Raw genomic sequence first — 18053 nt, 5'->3', positions numbered from 1 at the left:
GGCTGCCGGTACGCGGTGGTCGTGTTCGCGGGCGCCGCCGGAGCGGGCGCCGGCGCGCTGCCGAGCCCGGCGAACAGCGGCAGCGGGGTGCGCGGCACCCGGCGCAGGGCGGCGGCGAAGTCGGCCGGGGTGGTGATCGGCTCGGGGTTCGGGCCGCTCGCGGGCGCGGGCAGGCCGAGGCTGCGGCAGACGATGTCGTCCACCGCGGACGGGACGCCCGCCTGCACCAGCCGCGGGGCCAGCAGGACCGGCGGCTCGTCCGGCGCGGTGACGTTCGCCGCGGCGCCCCGGTCGGGCGTGGTGACGGTGAGGTCCTCCCGGGGGCCCGAGGCCCTGGAGGCGCCGGAGCCGGACGCGTTCGCGGTGGGCGCGGCCGGGAGGGACGAGCGGGACGGTTCGCCCGGCCAGTGCGCCGTCAGCGCCGCGTAGAGCATGGACCCGAGGCCGCGCGTGTCCACGGCGGCGGGCGAGTCGGAGTAGTGGTCGGCCAGGACGGCGTCGGTCGCGACGCCCAGCACCTTGACCGTGCCGCCGGTCGTCCACACCAGGTCGCGCGGGGACAGGCACAGGTGGGCCAGCCCGGCGGCGTGCGCGGCGGTCAGCGCCTCGGCGGCCTCGAACAGCAGGGTGGTGGCGCGGCCGGGCTCCAGCGGGGCCTTGGCGAGCATCTGCTCCAGCGTCTCGCCGACGACCCACTCGCTGACCACGTAGGCGCGCTCGCCGGAGTCGTCGGCGTCGAAGACCTGGGTGAGGCGCGGGTCGGTCAGCCGGGACGCGGCGCGCGCGGCGGTGACGACCTCGCGGACGCGCGGGAAGCCGGGCTCGAACGTGCGGACGGCGACGGCGCGCGCGAGGATCTCGTCGATGGCCTTCCACAGGGACGAGCCACCCGAGTCCTTGATGCGTTCTTCCAGCCGGTAACGGCCCGCCAGGCGGGCGCCGGGCTCGATGACGGACGTGCTCACGGCAGTGTCCAGCGCAGGTGGTCAGATCCCATGTTCGTGGCGTGGCAGCTTACGCCTCCGACCCTCCTCTTTGCAGTCCCCAGGGTGTCGCCCCGCAAGCCGTAGTCCCCCACATGGTAGTGGCTAGCCCGCTCGCCGGACGCCTTATCCGCGCGGGTGCCGTGGAGTTTGCTCATGCCTTCCCGCGAGTCGCGGACGATACCCGCGGAGCGGGCGGCCAATCGTGACCCGGGGATGCTACCCGCGCCCGTGGACCCGGCCGACCGCCCTCTTGGAGCGTGCCGCAGGCCTCGGTCCGGCCCGATGCCCCGCCCACCAGGCGACCTGGGGAGCGTCCTCGAGGAGGGCGACGGTTGGCCGGATGTGGCGTGATCTGTGTCTCGTATACGCGCGTTCTGTCTCATATATCCAATCTGTGCTGCGGCGTCACCGGCGTCCCGCGGCGGTCCGGAGCCGGGCCGCCGCGGCACTCGTCCACGCGTCGGTCGACGGCTCGCGAGCGGTGGCTTCGGTGGGGCGAGGGGCGGGGGCGCCCGCCCGGGGCGGGGATCAGCGACGACCGCCGGGGATGCGGGAGGCGACCATCGTCAGCATGGACTGCACCTCGCCCACGCGAAGCAGGCGGGCGAACAGGAGGTACAGGACGCCGCCGCCCGCGCTGCCCACCACGAGGGCGAGCAGCCCGGGAAGCAGCCCGCGGCCGAGCGCGGCGGTGACGATGGCGTGGACGGCGTACGCGAAGCCGATCAGCGGCCAGAGCGCGACCAGCAGCTTCAGGTGCGTGCCGATCACCCGGCGGCCGTCCAGCCCGCCGAGCTTGCGGCGCAGCACCACCCAGCAGACCAGCGTGCCGACGACGTTGGCCAGGGCGAACCCGGACGCGATCCCGACGATGATCCACTTGGGCGGGAGCAGGTAGAACGCCCCGACCGCGCAGAGGACGTTGGTGCCGACCGTGGCGAACGCGATGAACGCCGGGGTGCGGGTGTCGTTGTGCGCGTAGAACACCCGCATCATCAGCTGGTAGATCGAGAACGGCACGAGCGCGACCGCGAACGCCTGCATGACGCGGCCGATGACCTCGGCGTCCGACACCGAGGTGGAGCCGTGCGCGAACAGCACGACCGAGATCTCCGGGCCGAGCACCGCCATCAGCGCCGCCGCCGGCAGGATGATCACCGAGGAGAGCCGCAGCCCGGCCGAGAAGTCGTCCCGGACCAGGTGGGACGCGCCCTCCGAGGCGTGCCGGGACATCCGGGGCAGCAGCGCGGTGATCACCGACACCGCGACGATCGCGTACGGCAGCTGGAAGATCATGTAGGCGGTGGAGTACGAGCCGTACCCGTACACGTCGCCCGCGCCCGCGTTGTGCGCCTTGGTGCCCGCGCTGTTGCACAGCGCCGTGACCACGGTGAACGCGGCCTGGGTCAGCATGACGTACAGCAGCGTCCAGCCAGCGAGCCTCCCGACGCCGCTGATCTCGCCCTTCTGGAAGTTCAGCTTCGGCCGCCACCGGAACCCGACGCGGCGCAGCGACGGCCACAGCGCGATCGTCTGCAGCACGATGCCGCCGGTGGTGCCGACCGCCAGCAGGTAGAACTCGGTGTCGGTGATCGTGGACGCGCCGACCGTCGCGCCGCCCGACACCCACAGGAACGCCCCGCCGACCGCGATCATCACGACGTTGTTCAGCACGGGCGCCCACATCGGCGCTCCGAACGAGCCGCGCGTGTTCAGGATCGCGCCGGCGAACGCGCCGATCCCGTAGAAGAGGATCTGCGGCAGGAAGAACAGCGCGAACAGGATCGCGATCCTGCGCTCGTCGCCGTGGTAGGACGGCGCGGACAGGGTGATCAGCAGCGGCGCGGCGAGCATCGCCAGCGCCGACAGCGCCACCAGGCCGAGCACCGCCAGCGTGAACACGCGCTGCTCGTACTGCTCGCCGTAGGCCTTGTCGCGCTCCTTGGCGCGGACCAGCAGCGGCACGATGACGCTGGTCAGGATGCCGCCGAGCAGCAGGTCGTAGATCTGGTTCGGGAAGGTGTTGGCGGTGTTGTAGATGCCGAGCAGCGTGCCGTTGGACAGCGCGGCGACGATCGCCGCCGTCCGCAGGAAGCCGGTCACCCGGGACGCGATCGTGCCGAGCGCCATCATGGCGCCGGACTTCAGCAGGCTCGACCCGCCCCCACCGCCGCCGTCGCCCTGGCCGCCCTCATCGGCGCGGGTCTCGGCGGGCGCGGTCGGGGCCTCGGTCCCAGGCGGGATCGGCAGGTCGAGCGCGGTCTCAGCCGCGGTGGCCATCCCCATCGGCGGACGGCCCGGCCCCGGCGTCCCCGGACCCTGGTTCGGCCCCTGGTGCGGATTCTGGTGCGGATTCTGCCCCTGCCGCCCCTGGTTCGGGTACGGCGCCTGGCTCGGGTCCTGACCCTGCCACGGAGCGCCGGGCGGACCCTGCTGAGGAGCCGGTCCCGGCCCCACGCCCTGACCCGTTCCCGGCCTCATGGCCGGATCGTGCGGTGAACCAGCTCCCGGCATCGGCGAGCCCGGACGTCCCGGCATCGGCATCTGGACCGTCGGCTGACGTCCCTGACCCGGCTGCGGACCAGCCGTCCCGTACGGTGGCGCGGGATTCGCGCCGGGCGCGTGCGGACGTCCCGGAGCCGCTTCCTGACGCGTGGCGTCCGGCGTCCGGCCCGAATGCCCCGGGTTCGGCGGGGGAGGTGTCCTCTGACCGCCCCAGTGGCCGGCCGGAGGGGTCTGTCCCTGCGGGTGTCCCTGCTGTGGATGGCCCGGCGAAGGAGCCTGCGGAGGTCCCTGCGTCGGCCCCGGCCGGGGCGTCTGCCATCCCTGCTGCGGCGCCTGTGGAGCCTGCGGCGCCTGCGCGGGCTGCTGGGCCTGCGGATGCGGCGGAACTCCCTGCTCCCGCGTGCGGCCCTGCTCCCACTCCTGGTCCTGCTCCGGGTTCGGGTAGCCCGGAATCTCCCGCGACCAAGGGTTCTGCCCCGGGGTAGTAGTCCCCCGGTGCTCCGGTCGCTGGTTCCGTTCCGGTCCGTCCGTCACCGGCTGCCTCCGCTTTCCGGCGGCGCCTCGCTCGCATGGCCCGCACTCCGACGCCCACGAAGAGTACGGCAAGTGCGCCGCCCGTGATGACGAGCGACGTCCGTCCGTACCCCGTCGTCCGGACGGTGACGACGTAGGGCTTGCCGTACTCCTCGCCGTCGGCGGACATCAGCCGGATCAGCAGCCGGAACCGCCCGTTGCCGTTGGCGGTGACCGGCAGGTTGCGGGTGACCTTGTCGCCCGGCCCGAGGTCGATCGGGGACCGCCCCTCCAGCTTGCCGATCTGGAGCTTGGCGGTGTTCTCCGACGCGACGTTCACCACCACCCGGACGGTCTGGTCCGGGAGGTCGTTGGCGACCGTGATGTGCACCATGCCGGAGTTGCCCGCCAGGCCGGTCTGCTTGCTGACGACCTTCACCGCGCCGGTGGCGTCGCTCAGCTGGTCGCTGACGCGGCGGCGCGCGGCGTACGCGGCGGACGGCTTGCCGCGCCACGACACCGACTCCAGCCGCAGCACCGCCCGTTCGTAGACGGGGCTGGGGGAGTTGACCACGATCGAGGCGAAGGAGTTGGCCTCCTCCTGGATGCGGTGCACCTGGTCGAGGTAGCCCGGGCCGAGCTCGTAGCCCTGGAACTCGTCCGGATAGTCCTTCTGCTGGCGCTGCTCGGGCTTGGCGTGGGCGATCTTGTCGAGCGACTCGGCCTTCAGCCACGGCACCGACGCGCTGTCGGCGAGGAGCTGCCGGGCGAGCTCGGGGGACGGGTTCCAGTGCCGTCCGGGCGCGACGACCAGGGTCCGGCCCGCGGCCTGGGGGCGCTCGGCCGTGATCATCGCGGTCTCGGCCAGGAAGCGCTGCTCGGTCAGCACCTTCCCGCCCGGGGCCCGGCTGTTCTGGTCGAGGATCTCGGTGAGCTTGTCGTCGTAGGTGAGGACGCCGTGCGGCCGGTTGTCGACCTGCGCGGTCGTCACCGCGCTCGGGGTCGATCCGGTCGCGGACGGGCCGAACGCGTTGTCGCTGCTCATCAGGATGGGCCCGGTGACCCGGCCGTACTTGACGAGCTGCCGGAGCGTGCCGGGACCGGCGACGCCGAGCGGCGGCCAGGCCATCGGGGTGCTCGGCTGCGCGCCCAGCACGTCGGTCGCCGTCTGGGCGTTCCGGTACGCGAGGGCCACCTGGTTGTTCTGCTTGTTCCGGACGAGCGCGACCACGTCGGGGTCGGCGTACGGCAGCGCGAAGTACTGGTCGGACTTCATCGCCAGCTTGAGCGACTTCAGCCAGGACTCGGCGGCGGAGCTCTTCGGCTTCTTGACCGAGCGGTCGTCGCGCAGCCCCTGGACCTCGTAGGAGCCGCTCGCCATCTGGCGCGCGTCGTCCAGCAGCGCCGGGTCGACGGCCCAGGTCACCGGCGTCCGGGTGGCCGCCGCGGCGGAGACCAGGCCGCCCAGCCTGCCGCCCTTGGCCATCTGGGCGTTCAGGTCGTCGTCGGTGAAGACGTTGCCGGAGGTGCGGTGCTGACGGTCGATCAGGGGCCAGACCCAGCCGATCTTGACCGGCTTCACGTCACCGGCCTTCGGGGCGAAGGTCACGAACGTCGTGACCCCGGCGACGACCTCCTGCGCGGCGTTCACGACCTCGACGCCGACCGGGTACACGCCGAAGTTCCGCATGCCGATGTCGGCGGTGTTGGCGCTGAGGGAGAAGGACTGGGAGCCGTTCGGGACGGCCGCCTTGGTGAGCTGGACGGGCCGGAGCCCCACCCCGGCGAGCAGCGCGGACGGCTGCGCGGCGGCGTACCGCTCGAGCTGCGAGCGGCTGGTGAGGGGGCTGCCGCTGTAGCGCATCCGGATGGTCAGCCCGGGGAGCTGGCGCCCGGTGTGGTTCTGGACGGTGCCGGTGATCTGGACCTTGCCGCGCTTGCCCGACGCCTCGGCGGCCTTGGGGCTGACGCTCGACAGCGCGAGCGCCACCTTCCCCTGCTGCTCGCGCCCCGGCTCGGCGGCCGGGAGGGCGGCGGTCTGCGGGCTCGCCGGGCCGGCGGCCGACGCGCTCGACACGAGCTTCGCGCCGGTCGCGGCCGTCCCGCCGGTCGGCAGGGCGAACGCCCCCGGCGCGGTGCACGCGAGGACGCAGGGCACCAGAGCGGTCAGGGCCGCCACCCGTCCCACCGCTCTCACGCCGCGCCCGCCCGGGAACCGCCGAGAAGCGGCCGGGCGCCCAGTCTCCGCACCACGCGCTCGATGGTATCCGCGCCCAGCCTCCCGTCCGACCGCCCGGAGCCGCCGCGCCCGAGATCGCCGCCGCCCCCGGCCGGAGATCCCCGCGGTCCCGGGCCGAGAACGCCCGGGCCCCGGCCCGAGACCCGCCGCCGTCCCGGCGAGAGATGGCCCGGTACCCGGGCGGAGATCGCCCCTGGCCCCTTGGCCGAGATCGCCCCGGCCCCTGGGCGGAGATCGCCCCCGGTCCCTGGGCTGAACGGCCGCCCGTCCCGGCCCGCCGGGCTTGGCGGGACGGGACGGGCGGCGTCGGCGGGCCGGGGATGTCCCCGAAGGGGCGGTTCGCGGGGGTCAGGGGGCTCTGCGGGAGGTCTGGGGGGCGCTGCGGAGGGAGGACGGGCCCGAGGGACGGGCCGACCTGGGCCGGCCCGCCGGACGGCCCCGCAGGCCCGGAGGCTCGATGTGCAGGGTCGGGGCCGTCCTGCCGGTGGACGGCGGCATCAGGTCGCAGGGCTTGGCCGAGGTCAGCGCGCACAGGTCCGCGACGCGGATGCCGAGCGCCGTGGACGCCTCGCCGGTGGGCGTGTAGACGACGTCGTCCGGCGAGCGGCTCTCGATGATCCGCCGGTCGATGAGCAGCGGCATCGTGGACGGCAGCAGCAGCGGCGCGACCAGGCCCGCCGCGTACTCGGTGACGGCGTTGACCGTGTCCGCCCGGGCCGGGCGCACGAGGCGGGCGCCGACCTCCCGCCGGACCGCGTCCGGCAGGGGCTGGCGGCCCGCGCAGACCACGGCCCCGGCCAGGAACCGGTCCCCCCGGTACGCGTCCTCGCACGCGAGGACGCGGGTCACCAGGCACCGCTCCGCCGGGAGCCCGAGCGCGTCGGGCAGTTCGTCGGCGGTCGCGATGCCGAAGGGCAGGCGCACGATCTCATGCCGTGTCTCCCCGCCCAGCAACGCGCGGTGGATGGTGAGGGCGTCCTTCATCTCCGGCTCCGTCCCGCGGGGTCCACACCCCGCATCCCGGTGGGTGTTCCGTTTCCCCGTGAGCCACTCTGTGAGGGGCTTCCCCACATACCCGTCCATTCGGCCCCGATGCGTGGCGTCGCACCCCGGACGTCCGCATTACCGTGCCACTCAGGCCCGTTTCTCCCGGCGAGGCCGTCCACCTCGCGCGCCGCGCGGTGTCCACGCTCGCGCCTCCGGCGCGGTGTCCATCCGCTCGGCGCGTCCGAGGCGCCCGGCCAGACGCCCGGTTCCGTCGCACCCGTTGCGCCACGGTCGGCGCGGCACCCGCGGTGGACCGCGCGCCCGAGGTTCCCCGCTACCGTTGTCACACGGCGGTTCACCGCCGGCCGCGCGGGTGCTCGCGGGAGTGATCAGAACGTAACCCGGCTATCGCGCCATGTATAGAGGCGTGCGGGGTCCGCGGCGGTGAATAGTGCTTTGTCAGCAGTCGACCAAGGACATACGCTCGATGGCCGTGCCTGATCCCAACGCGATCCCGAACGCTCCCGACGCCGGCCGGGCCGCGATCACCGAGCTGCTGTCCCGGGTCGCCCCGGTCGCCGAGGACCTGGCCGGACGGTTCGCCGCCGCCGGGCACGAGCTGGCGCTCGTCGGCGGACCCGTCCGCGACGCCCTGCTGCGCCGTCCCACCAAGGACGTGGACCTCACCACCGACGCGCCGCCGCAGCGCATCCTGGAGATCATCGACGGCTGGGCGGACGCGATCTGGACGATCGGCATCGAGTTCGGCACGGTCGGCCTGCGCAAGGACGGCCACGAGCTGGAGATCACCACCTACCGGTCGGAGACCTACGACCCGAAGTCGCGCAAGCCCGAGGTGTCCTACGGGACGTCCCTGGTCGAGGACCTGCGGCGCCGCGACTTCGCGGTGAACGCCATGGCGGTGAAGCTGCCCGCCTACGAGTTCGTCGACCCGTTCGGCGGCCTGGTCGACCTCGGCCGCGGCCTGCTCCGCACGCCCGGCCTGCCCGAGGACTCCTTCGGCGACGACCCGCTGCGGATGCTGCGCGCCGCCCGGTTCGCCTCCCAGCTGGGCTTCGCCGTCGCCCCCGACGTGGTCGCCGCGATGACCGAGATGGCGTCCCGGATCGGGATCGTGTCGGCCGAGCGCGTGCGCGACGAGCTGTCGAAGCTGCTGTGCGGCGCGCATCCGCGCGAGGGCCTGGCCCTGCTGGTCGACACCGGCCTCGCCGCGCACGTCCTGCCCGAGCTGCCGAAGCTGCGCCTGGAGATCGACGAGCACCACCGGCACAAGGACGTCTACGAGCACTCGCTGATCGTCCTGGAGCAGGCCATCGCGCAGGAGGAGGGCGGCCCCGACCTGGTCCTGCGGCTGGCCGCGCTGCTGCACGACATCGGCAAGCCGAAGACCCGCCGGTTCGAGACGGGCGGGCGCGTCTCGTTCCACCACCACGAGGTGGTCGGCGCGAAGATGGCCCGCAAGCGGCTGACCGAGCTGCGCTACCCCAAGGACGTCGTCGGCGAGGTGTCCCGGCTGGTCGAGCTGCACCTGCGGTTCCACGGCTACGGGACGGGCGAGTGGACCGACTCGGCCGTCCGCCGGTACGTCCGGGACGCGGGTCCGCTGCTGTCGCGGCTGCACAAGCTGACCCGCGCCGACTGCACCACGCGCAACCGCCGCAAGGCCGAACGGCTCCGCCGCACCTACGACGAGCTGGAGGTTCGCATCGCCCGGCTCGCCGAGGAGGAGGAGCTCGCCTCGATCCGGCCCGAGCTGGACGGCAACGAGATCCAGGAGATCCTCGGCATCCGGCCCGGCCCGATCGTCGGGAAGGCGTACAAGCACCTGCTCGAACTGCGCCTCGACCGCGGGCCGGTCGGTAAGGGCGCCGCCGCCGAGGCCCTGCGGGCCTGGGGGGCCGAGCACGGCGTCCTCCCGGCCGGAAGCCCGCGGACCGTCCCGCCCGAGCCCGCACAGCCCGAATCCCCGCAAACCGAATCCCCGCAAACCGAGACCCCGCAGGCCGAGCCCGCGCGGGCCGACGAAGCCGGGAAGCCCGGGGAGCACGCCGCGGCGGAGCGCGCGGGTTCCGAGGACGAGGGATGATCGACCTCCAGCTCGGGCGGATGAGCCCGCAGGCGGCCGAGGATCTGGTGGCCTTCGACCGCGAGCACATCTGGCACCCGTACGCGCCGATGCCCGCGGCGGTCCCGTCCCTCCCGGTGGTGTCGGCGGCGGGGACGCGGCTCACGCTCGCCGACGGCACCGAGCTGATCGACGGGATGTCCTCCTGGTGGGCGGCGATCCACGGCTACCGGCACCCGAAGCTGGACGCGGCGGTCACCGCGCAGCTCGGGAAGATGGCGCACGTGATGTTCGGCGGGCTGACGCATCCGCCCGCCGTCCGGCTCGCCCGCAAGCTGGTCGACCTCACGCCCGGCCCGCTGACCAAGGTGTTCTTCGCCGACTCGGGCTCGGTCGCGGTCGAGGTCGCGATCAAGATGGCGCTGCAGTACTGGCGGTCGCGCGGGCGCCCGGAGCGGCGCCGGCTGCTGACCGTCCGGGGCGGCTACCACGGCGACACGTTCGGCGACATGGCCGTCTGCGACCCGGTCAACGGCATGCACCACCTGTTCGGCGACGTCCTCGCGCAGCACGTGTTCGCCGGCGCGCCGCCGTCCGGGTACGACGCCGAGCCCGACCAGGGGTACCTGGACGGCCTGCGCCGCCTCGCCGCCGAGCACGCGGACGAGATCGCCGGCGTGCTGGCCGAGCCGGTCGTGCAGGGCGCGGGCGGGATGCGCTTCTACGCCCCCGAGTACCTCCAGGCGCTCCGCGAGACCGCCGACGAGCTGGGCGTCCCGCTGATCCTGGACGAGATCGCCACCGGGTTCGGCCGCACCGGGGAGATGTGGGGCTGCGACCACGCCGAGGTCGTCCCGGACATCATGTGCGTCGGCAAGGCGCTGACCGGCGGTTACATGACGATGGCCGCGACGCTCTGCACCGCCGAGGTGGCCGGGGTGATCAGCGGGGGCGAGGCCGGCGCGCCGCGACGCTCTGCACCGCCGAGGTGGCCGGGGTGATCAGCGGGGGCGAGGCCGGCGCGCTGATGCACGGCCCGACCTACATGGCCAACCCGCTGGCCGCGTCGGTCGCGTCCGCGTCGATCGACCTGCTGCTGTCCCGCGACTGGCGCGCCGAGATCGACACGATCGAGGCCGTGCTGACGGCGGGCCTGGAGCCCGCGCGGGAGCTGCCGGAGGTGGCCGACGTGCGCGTCCTCGGCGGCATCGCGGTGATCGAGACGCACGAGCCGGTGGACGTGGCGAGCGTCCAGGACACCGCGATGGCGCACGGGGTGTGGCTGCGGCCGTTCGGACGGCTGATCTACGCGATGCCGCCGTACGTCTGCACCGAGGACGAGCTGGAGCACATCGCCGACGCCATGTACGCGGCGGCGGCCGAACCGCGCCCGTGACTACAGTGATCGGGTGAGAAGCGGGGAGCTGCGGGGGATTCTGGCGGGACGGCACTTTCGCCGCCTCTACGCCACACGCCTGGTCTCGCAGCTCACCGACGGCGTCTTCCAGGTCGCCCTCGCCGGATACGTGTTCTTCTCGCCCGAGCGGCAGGCGTCGGCCGGCGAGGCGGCGGCGGCGTTCGCGGTCACCCTGCTGCCGTACTCGGCGCTCGGCCCGTTCGCGGGCGTGTTCCTCGACCGGTGGCGGCGCCGGCAGATCCTCGTCTGGGCGCCGGTCCTGCGCGCGGCGGTCGTGCTGGTCGTCGCGGCCATGGTCGCCGTGGGCGAGGACGGGCCGCCGTTCTTCGTCGGGGGCCTGGTCGTCCTCGGCGTGAACCGGTTCTTCCTGTCGGCGCTGTCGGCGGCGCTCCCGCACGTGGTGCGCAGGGAGCAGCTCGTCACCGCCAACGCGTTCGCCGTGACGTCCGGGACGGTCATCGCGTTCGTCGGCGGCGGCCTCGGCTACCTGCTGCGCGCCGCGTTGGGCGCCGGGGCGGAGGGCACGGCGCTGCTGCTGGTCGTCGCCGCGGTGCTGTTCCTGATCGCCGGGACGGTCGCGCTGCTGCTCCCCAAGGACATGCTCGGCCCGCACGCCGGCGAGCCGACCGGCGGCGGGACGGCCCGGGAGGTCCTGAACGGCCTGGTGGACGGCGCGCGGCACATCGCGCGGCTGCGTCCGGCGGCGCTGGCGCTCGGCGCGATCTCGTTCCACCGCTTCCTGTACGGCGTGGTGCTGATGCAGACGCTGCTGCTCTGCCGGGGCCACTTCACCGGCGACGCCGAGGACGGCCTGCGCGTCGCGGCGGCGATGCTGGGCGTGTCGGGGGCGGGGTACTTCGCCGCCGCGCTGGTCACCCCGGCGGTCGTGCGGCGGATCAGCAAGCAGGCGTGGATCTCGCTGCTGCTCGCGGGCGGCGGGGTGTGCGTGCTGGTGCTCGGGCTGCCGTTCGCCGAGGTCGCGTGGGCGGCGGCGTCGTTCGCGCTGGGGGTGACGTCGCAGGGCGTGAAGCTCTGCGTGGACACGATCCTCCAGGAGACCGTGGAGGACGCCTACCGGGGCCGGGTCTTCGCGGTCTACGACATGCTCTTCAACGCCACGTTCGCCGCGTCGGCGGCGCTGGCGGCGAGCTGGCTGCCGGTGAGCGGCGTCTCGTCCGGCACTGTCGTCGGGGTCGCCGTCGTGTATGTGGTGGGGGCGGTGGGCTATCGCGCGGCGTCGCAGCGGGTGGCCGTCCTCACAGACGCTCCTCGAAACGCCGCCTGAGGTCGCTGTGGTCGTCGCCCGGGAAGAGGGCGGGCAGCTCGTCCAGCGTCCGTTCCAGCCGGGCGCGCACCTGGTCGAACTCCTCCGAGGCCAGCGGAGCCGGGGTGAACAGGAACTGCCAGTCGAAGGCTCCCCGGGTCAGCAGGAGGGTGTCCAGGTACTCCCGGTATCCGAGGTCCAGCCTCCAGTCGGCGTACCGGATCGTGGACCACCACAGTTCCGGCTCGCCGCCGGGACGCAGCCGGACCCCGGTGAAGCCGCCGGTCCCCGAGACCGGGTGCTCGTCGATGATCCGCAGCTCGGAGAAGGGGAAGCGCTCCCCGCCCGTCCTGGGGTCGATCCACGACTGGTACGCCTGGGGACGCGCGCCCGCGAGGTGCGTCAGGAGGAACTCGCCGCTGACGCCGGACGTCCTGGTCCGCCACTGGCGTCCGAGCCTGCGGAACCGGTGGAAGCAGTCGGCGACTCCGGCGGGCGCGGGCGTCCCGGTCGTCCCGGCGAGCGCCGTCCACGCGGTGACCGCGTCCGCGAGGTCCGCGTCGATCCCGCCGTCGATCCGGTATCCCACCTTGATCTCCGGATGCGCGTCGAGCCCGGCGCACAGCGCGTGCCACCGGGCCTCGTACGCGGTGGGCTCGACGGCCATGTCCGCCTCCGCTCTGGATGATCAACCGGAGCGGAGGACGATACCTCACTTACTCGGGCGAAACCCCTTGTTCCGCCGGGCCTCCCCGCGTGCGAGGACGGGAGCCGGGAACCGTACGAGGCACGCGGAGCAGGGCCTTGGCGGTGCCGCCCAGAACGCTGCTCGCGGCTCACTGGAGTGTCGGGCGCGCACGCCGGGGGTCGCATGACCACCGGGGTCATCATCAGGCCGTCCGGCCCGGACGCTCAGCGGGCCAGGTAGACGCGGGTGTAGTCGTAGCCCGCGGTGGTGGGCAGGAAGCGGGCGTTGCGGACGCGGGACGACATGAAGACCGTGTGGGCCCGGTCGAGCAGCGGCAGGATCGCGGCGTCCTGCGTCGCGATCCGGTCGGCCCGGCGCCAGAGTTCGGCGGCCCGCGCCTCCGACGTGGCCGTGAGCGCCCGGTCGATCAAGGCGTCCACCTGAGGGTTCTCGTAACCCCCGTAGTTGGTGGAGCCCGCGCCGAGCGACCGGCCGGACAGCAGCGGCAGCAGCACGGACCGGCCGTTCGCGCCGTACCAGTCGGGCGTCCAGCCGGGGGCGGCGATGTCCCAGTGGCCCGCCGCGCCCCGCGCGGGATCGGAGATCGTCCGGGCGTAGAAGCCGCCGCCGGTGTCCGGGAACAGGACGGTCCGGACGCCGCAGCCCGCCAGGTCCTGCGCCAGCGACTCGGCGATGAGCCGGTGCACGCTGTTCACCCGGAACGGGAAGCGCAGCGTCAGCCCGCCGGGATGGCCCGCCGCGGCCAGCAGCCGCCGGCAGGTGGCCGGGTCGCCGGAGTCGCCGGGCGTGGGGAAGGGGTCGGCGGGCGCGTAGCCGGTGGTGCCCGGCGGGATGACCGTGTGCAGCGGGCGCGCCACCGCCGGACCGCCGACGATCTTGACCAGGAGCGAGCGGTCGACGGCGTAGGCCAGGGCGCGGCGGACGTCCCGGTCGGCCAGCGCGTGCCCGTTGTTCGGACTGCGCAGGTTGAAGACCAGGTAGGGGCTGGTCGAGGGCGCCTCCCGGACGGCGAACCGCGGGTCGTGGGCCGCGCGGAGCCGGGGCAGCGCCGAGGGCGGGACGGGCTGGTCCCAGGCGAGGTCCGCCGAGCCCGACTCCAACTGCTGCTGGACGGCCTCGGCGGAGTCCTGGCCGAGCGTGATCCAGATGCGGTCGACGTGCCGTTCGCGCAACGGGTCGCTCCCGGGCCGCCAGGCCGGGTTCCGGGTCAGCAGGTAGGAGGTGCCCGGACGGTACTGGGTGATCCTGTACGGGCCGTCCGAGACCGTGTGCCGCCTGAAGACCGGACCGTCCGGGACATAGGCGTCGTACTCGCGCGGCGCGGCGGCGGTGTACCCGAGCGTGAGCAGGGAGAGGAAGTCGGAGGCGGGCCTGACCAGGCGGAACACGAGCGTCCGGTCGTCGGCCGCGCGGATGCCCTCGATGTCGTGGGCGTTCTGGTAGGCGGCGAGGGCGGCGGCGGCACGAGCGTCGTCGGCCGCGGACCCGGAGGTCGCCGCGCCGATGCCCGGCCCTCCGAGCCGCGCGTATCCCCGGCAGTAGGCGTCCATGCCGCGCAGCGTCGCGGTGAAGTAGCCCAGGCCCGCCGACGGCGCGGCCGGGTTGCACAGCCGTTTGAAACCGCGCACGAAGTCCGCGGCGGTGACCGGACGCGGGGGAGCGGTGTCCCACAGGACGTCGCCGCGCAGCCGGACCGTGTAGGTCAGGGCGTCCCCGCTGATGCCGCCGTTCGCGCGGGTCGGCAGGCGTTCGGCCACGTCCGGACGGACCGGGACGGTCTCGGCGAACACGTTGGACGCCAGCGTCCCGAACAGCGTGCGCGCGAACGTGCGGTCGAGCCCGCGGGCGCCCACGCTCTCCGCGGACGCCGGGTCCAGGTGCTCGACGTCGGACGAGCCGACCACGCGCAGCGTTCCGCCGTCCGTGGGGGCGCCGGACCGGGAGGCGTCCGCGGCGTCCGGGCCGCCGCAGCCCGCGCCGAGCCCCGCGACGCCCGCGAACAGCGCGGCGCCCGAGACCACCGCGGCCGTGCGGTGGCCGGGGAACGGCACGGGGGAGCGGGGACCGCCCGCCGGGCGCCACGCCGGTGCTGCCATCGGAGCCTCCCGGAAGTGTCACGCAGGGTGCCAGGGTAAGGCCAGAACGTGACAACCGGGGCTGTATACCGATTTTCCCAATGACCAAAAGCAGCCCCCGCCGGACACCGGGGCTGTCTTCGCCGGGGGATTCGGCGGGGAAAGCGAAGCGGCCCCCGACGGGAAACCCGTCGGGGGCCACTGGGACGGCCGTTCAGCCGCGCCCGCCCGGTGACAGCGCCGCACGAACCGTACGGAGCCGGGGGAGGGCGTGGGTCAGCGGTCGAGCTCGCCGTTGATGAAGGCGTCGACGGCGTCACGCGCGTCGTCGTCGGAGTACTGCTCCGGCGGGGACTTCATGAAGTAGGAGCTGGCCGACAGGATCGGGCCGCCGATGCCGCGGTCCTTGGCGATCTTGGCGGCGCGGACCGCGTCGATGATGACGCCGGCCGAGTTCGGGGAGTCCCAGACCTCGAGCTTGTACTCCAGGTTCAGCGGGGTGTCGCCGAAGGACTTGCCCTCGAGGCGGACGTACGCCCACTTGCGGTCGTCGAGCCACGGCACGTGGTCGGACGGGCCGATGTGCACGTCGGCCTTGGCCATCTCGTGCGGGATCTGGGAGGTGACCGACTGGGTCTTGGAGATCTTCTTGGACTGCAGGCGCTTGCGCTCCAGCATGTTCATGAAGTCCATGTTGCCGCCGAAGTTGAGCTGGTACGTGCGCAGCAGCTCGACGCCGCGGTCCTCGAACAGCTTGGCCATCACGCGGTGCGTGATCGTCGCGCCGACCTGGGACTTGATGTCGTCGCCGACGATCGGCACGCCCGCCTCGGTGAACTTGGCGGCCCACTCGGGGTCGGAGGCGATGAACACCGGCAGGGCGTTGACGAACGCGACCTTGGCGTCGATGGCGCACTGCGCGTAGAAGCGGTCCGCCTCCTCGGAGCCCACCGGCAGGTAGGACACCAGGACGTCGACCTCGGCGTCCTTCAGGGCCTGGACGACGTCCACCGGCTCGGCGTCGGACTCCTCGACCATGTCGCGGTAGTACTCGCCGAGGCCGTCGAAGGTGTGGCCGCGCTGGACGGTCACGCCGGACGGCGGGACGTCCGCGAACTTGATGGTGTTGTTCTCGCTCGCGAAGATCGCCTCGGAGAGATCCATGCCGACCTTCTTGGCGTCCACGTCGAACGCGGCGACGAACTCGACGTCGCCGACGTGGTACTCGCCGAACTGGACGTGCATGAGGCCGGGGACACGCGTCTCGGGGCTCGCGTCCTTGTAGAACTCGACACCCTGGACGAGCGAAGAGGCGCAGTTGCCCACACCCACGATGGCTACGCGCACCGAACCCATCCGGTTGCTCCTTCTCTGTAGCGGTTTGCGATCCTCGCCCGCCCCGGAGGGCGAACGCCACCTCTGCGGGACTTGAGGTGGTGCTCACCCGTCCCTCTCGAGGCCGCGCCGCAGGTCAGCGGCCGGTCTCCCGAGGCATGTTCTGAATCGATTGAAGACGTTCTGAGGTTCTGGCCTGTTCTTGCTCCGCCCGCTCGCGCCCGATCAGCTCGTTGAGCCAACGGACCTCGCGTTCGACGGATTCGAGCCCATGGTTCTGCAGCTCGAGCGTGTACGAGTCCACCCGCTCGCGGGTGCGCGCCAGCGCGGCGCGCACGCTCTCCAGCCGCTCCTCCAGCCGGCTGCGCCGGCCTTCCAGGATCCGCAGCCGCACGTCGGCGCGGGTGTGCGAGAAGAAGGCGAAGTGCACGCCGAACCCCTCGTCCTCCCACGCCGCCGGGCCGGCCTCGGTGAGCAGCTGCTCGAGCCGCTCCTTGCCGTCGGCGGTGAGCTTGTACACGATCTTCGAGCGCCGGCTCTGCAGCGCGAGCGGCACGTTCGGCTCCTGCGGCCGGTCCTCGACGATGAGCCCCTTGGCGAGGAGCTGCTTGAGGCACGGGTACAGCGAGCCGTACGAGAACGCGCGGAACATGCCGAGCAGGATGTTGAGCTGCTTGCGCAGCTCGTACCCGTGCATCGGGGACTCGTGGAGCAGCCCGAGCACGGCGAGCTCCAGCACGCCCGCGCCCTTCTTGCCCGCCATGAGTCCGTCCCGTTCGTCCGCGGAGCCGATGTCTCCATGTGATGTATCGAGTGAATGTATCGACTCGATACATCTGAAAGATACGTACCGCCGCGCGTCCTGGCAAGTCCGGCCGATGTGACGGCCGCCGCACGCTCCCGAATCCCGGGCGTGAACTGGGCGTTCGTCACCCGTCAGGCCTCTCGGGACGGGCGTGCCGGGACGGCCGGTCCGCACGGAGGGTCGCCGGGACCGGGGACGGGACGGGGGACGGGACGTTCCGGAGGGCACAGGCAGGTGTCGCGGCGGTGATCTTCCGAACGCGGGGCGGGCGGGCTTACCCTGCTGGCATGCGGGCCGCGCGCGGTGCTCGGGACCGCCGCCCATGAGGCCGCGGCTGGTCGTTGATTACGGCCTGGCCAAGCGGGCGGCCCTGGCTGAGCTGCGGTCCGGCCAGCTGACCCGTGCGGACGCCTGCGACGCCCAGCCCTACCTGCTGCGCGCCGCGCGGTTCCACGGCGAGCCGACCGAGACGCCCTGCCCGGTCTGCCGGGCCGAACCGCTCACCCTCGTCCGGTACGTCTACGGGGACGAGCTCGGACGCCTCGCCGGCAGGGTCACCGGGACCGCCGAGCTCGCCGCGATGGCCCGCGAGTACGGCGAGTTCCGCGTCTACGTGGTCGAGGTGTGCCAGGGATGCGCGTGGAACCACCTGTCGCGCTCCTATGTCCTCGGGCATGAGGAACCGCCGTCCGACCCCTGAACCGGTCGCCCGGGAACTTCCTTCCGGACCAGCCCTTTCGCCGTTCCCGCGCCGCCTGAGCGAGGCCGCGCGGGGCGTCGCGGAGCCGTCCGGGACCGGCACGTGCCTCTCCCGTTCACCGGGTGGCCCAGTACTCTTCCGACACCACAACTGTCGTAGTCCCCTGCCGAACGAGGTCACGTGAGCACTCCAGGCCAGCCCCGACCGGAACCCGGTCCGCTGCGGCCGGGCGGACGGCACGTCCCCGCGCCCGGCGGCGGTCCGGACGCGTCGGCGAACTCCCCTTCGGACCCTGGCCGCGGCGCCTCCGGCGCGTTCGGCGGCCCCGGCGGACCCGGTGACGGCGCGCCGCCGGGCGGGTCTCACCCGTCCTCGTCCCCCGGTGGCCGGGGCGTCCCGGCCGGGGGTCCCGGAACCCCGGCCGCGCCGCCG

At 73.4% G+C, this 18053-nt stretch carries 11 protein-coding genes and 2 pseudogenes; 5 read left to right on the top strand and 8 right to left on the bottom strand.

Features of this window, described 5'->3' with window-relative positions:
* The 4 genes from DZF91_RS00180 to DZF91_RS00160 all read right to left on the bottom strand — a co-directional run.
* Positions 1-965 (bottom strand): protein kinase family protein (locus DZF91_RS00180; RefSeq protein WP_199486308.1); only part of this gene is annotated, 965 nt, incomplete at its 3' end.
* A gap of 549 nt (positions 966-1514) precedes the next feature.
* Positions 1515-3266 carry a murein biosynthesis integral membrane protein MurJ gene (gene murJ / locus DZF91_RS00170; protein WP_117355487.1) on the bottom strand — a complete coding sequence of 584 codons (1752 nt, stop codon included), beginning with the start codon at positions 3264-3266 and terminating at the stop codon, positions 1515-1517.
* The gene (locus tag DZF91_RS00165) at positions 3250-6183 is read right to left on the bottom strand and encodes a DUF6049 family protein (RefSeq protein WP_117355486.1); all 2934 of its coding nucleotides are present in this window, start codon (positions 6181-6183) and stop codon (positions 3250-3252) included. The genes murJ and DZF91_RS00165 overlap by 17 nt, the downstream gene beginning before the upstream one ends.
* 408 nt (positions 6184-6591) lie before the next feature.
* Positions 6592-7227 (bottom strand): aminoacyl-tRNA deacylase, encoded by a 636-nt coding sequence (locus tag DZF91_RS00160; protein WP_117355485.1) that lies wholly within the window; start codon positions 7225-7227, stop codon positions 6592-6594.
* 490 nt (positions 7228-7717) lie between these two features.
* On the opposite strand from DZF91_RS00160, the gene DZF91_RS00155 reads away from it, so the two are divergent.
* The 3 genes and pseudogenes from DZF91_RS00155 to DZF91_RS00145 all read left to right on the top strand — a co-directional run bounded on the left by DZF91_RS00155 (position 7718) and on the right by DZF91_RS00145 (position 12018).
* Positions 7718-9337, top strand: coding sequence for a CCA tRNA nucleotidyltransferase (locus tag DZF91_RS00155; RefSeq protein ID WP_117355484.1), 1620 nt, complete (start codon positions 7718-7720; stop codon positions 9335-9337).
* Positions 9334-10712 (top strand): annotated as a pseudogene (bioA, locus tag DZF91_RS00150) (adenosylmethionine--8-amino-7-oxononanoate transaminase). The gene DZF91_RS00155 and the pseudogene bioA overlap by 4 nt, the downstream one beginning before the upstream one ends.
* A gap of 13 nt (positions 10713-10725) precedes the next feature.
* Positions 10726-12018: an MFS transporter gene (locus tag DZF91_RS00145; RefSeq protein WP_117355483.1), complete on the top strand. Its 1293-nt coding sequence runs from the start codon at positions 10726-10728 to the stop codon at positions 12016-12018.
* Here the strand turns inward: DZF91_RS00145 and DZF91_RS00140 are convergent.
* The 4 genes from DZF91_RS00140 to DZF91_RS00125 all read right to left on the bottom strand — a co-directional run bounded on the left by DZF91_RS00140 (position 11990) and on the right by DZF91_RS00125 (position 16879).
* Complete coding sequence (locus DZF91_RS00140) at positions 11990-12664, bottom strand: hypothetical protein (RefSeq protein WP_117355482.1); 675 nt, start codon at positions 12662-12664, stop codon at positions 11990-11992. The two genes, DZF91_RS00145 and DZF91_RS00140, sit on opposite strands and share 29 nt — an antisense overlap.
* 245 nt (positions 12665-12909) lie before the next feature.
* Positions 12910-14802 (bottom strand): ABC transporter substrate-binding protein, encoded by a 1893-nt coding sequence (locus DZF91_RS00135; protein ID WP_117355481.1) that lies wholly within the window; start codon positions 14800-14802, stop codon positions 12910-12912.
* Between the two features lie 255 nt (positions 14803-15057).
* A complete protein-coding gene (locus DZF91_RS00130; RefSeq protein ID WP_117355480.1) occupies positions 15058-16137 on the bottom strand; it encodes an inositol-3-phosphate synthase in 1080 nt (359 codons plus the stop codon).
* 115 nt (positions 16138-16252) lie between these two features.
* Positions 16253-16879, bottom strand: coding sequence for a PadR family transcriptional regulator (locus DZF91_RS00125; protein WP_117355479.1), 627 nt, complete (start codon positions 16877-16879; stop codon positions 16253-16255).
* Positions 16880-17243: 364 nt separating this feature from the next.
* Here DZF91_RS00125 and DZF91_RS00120 point away from each other — a divergent pair, with 364 nt between their 5' ends.
* Both DZF91_RS00120 and DZF91_RS41605 read left to right on the top strand, forming a co-directional pair.
* Complete coding sequence (locus tag DZF91_RS00120; RefSeq protein ID WP_117355478.1) at positions 17244-17621, top strand: DUF5318 family protein; 378 nt, start codon at positions 17244-17246, stop codon at positions 17619-17621.
* 180 nt (positions 17622-17801) lie between these two features.
* Positions 17802-18053 (top strand): annotated as a pseudogene (locus DZF91_RS41605) (hypothetical protein); the annotation flags it as partial.

It is taken from the genome of Actinomadura logoneensis (assembly GCF_003428695.1).
GTDB classification, from domain to species: domain Bacteria; phylum Actinomycetota; class Actinomycetes; order Streptosporangiales; family Streptosporangiaceae; genus Spirillospora; species Spirillospora logoneensis.
Note: the sequence above shows the minus strand (reverse complement) of the source record. Positions and strands in the feature narration are given on the sequence as shown.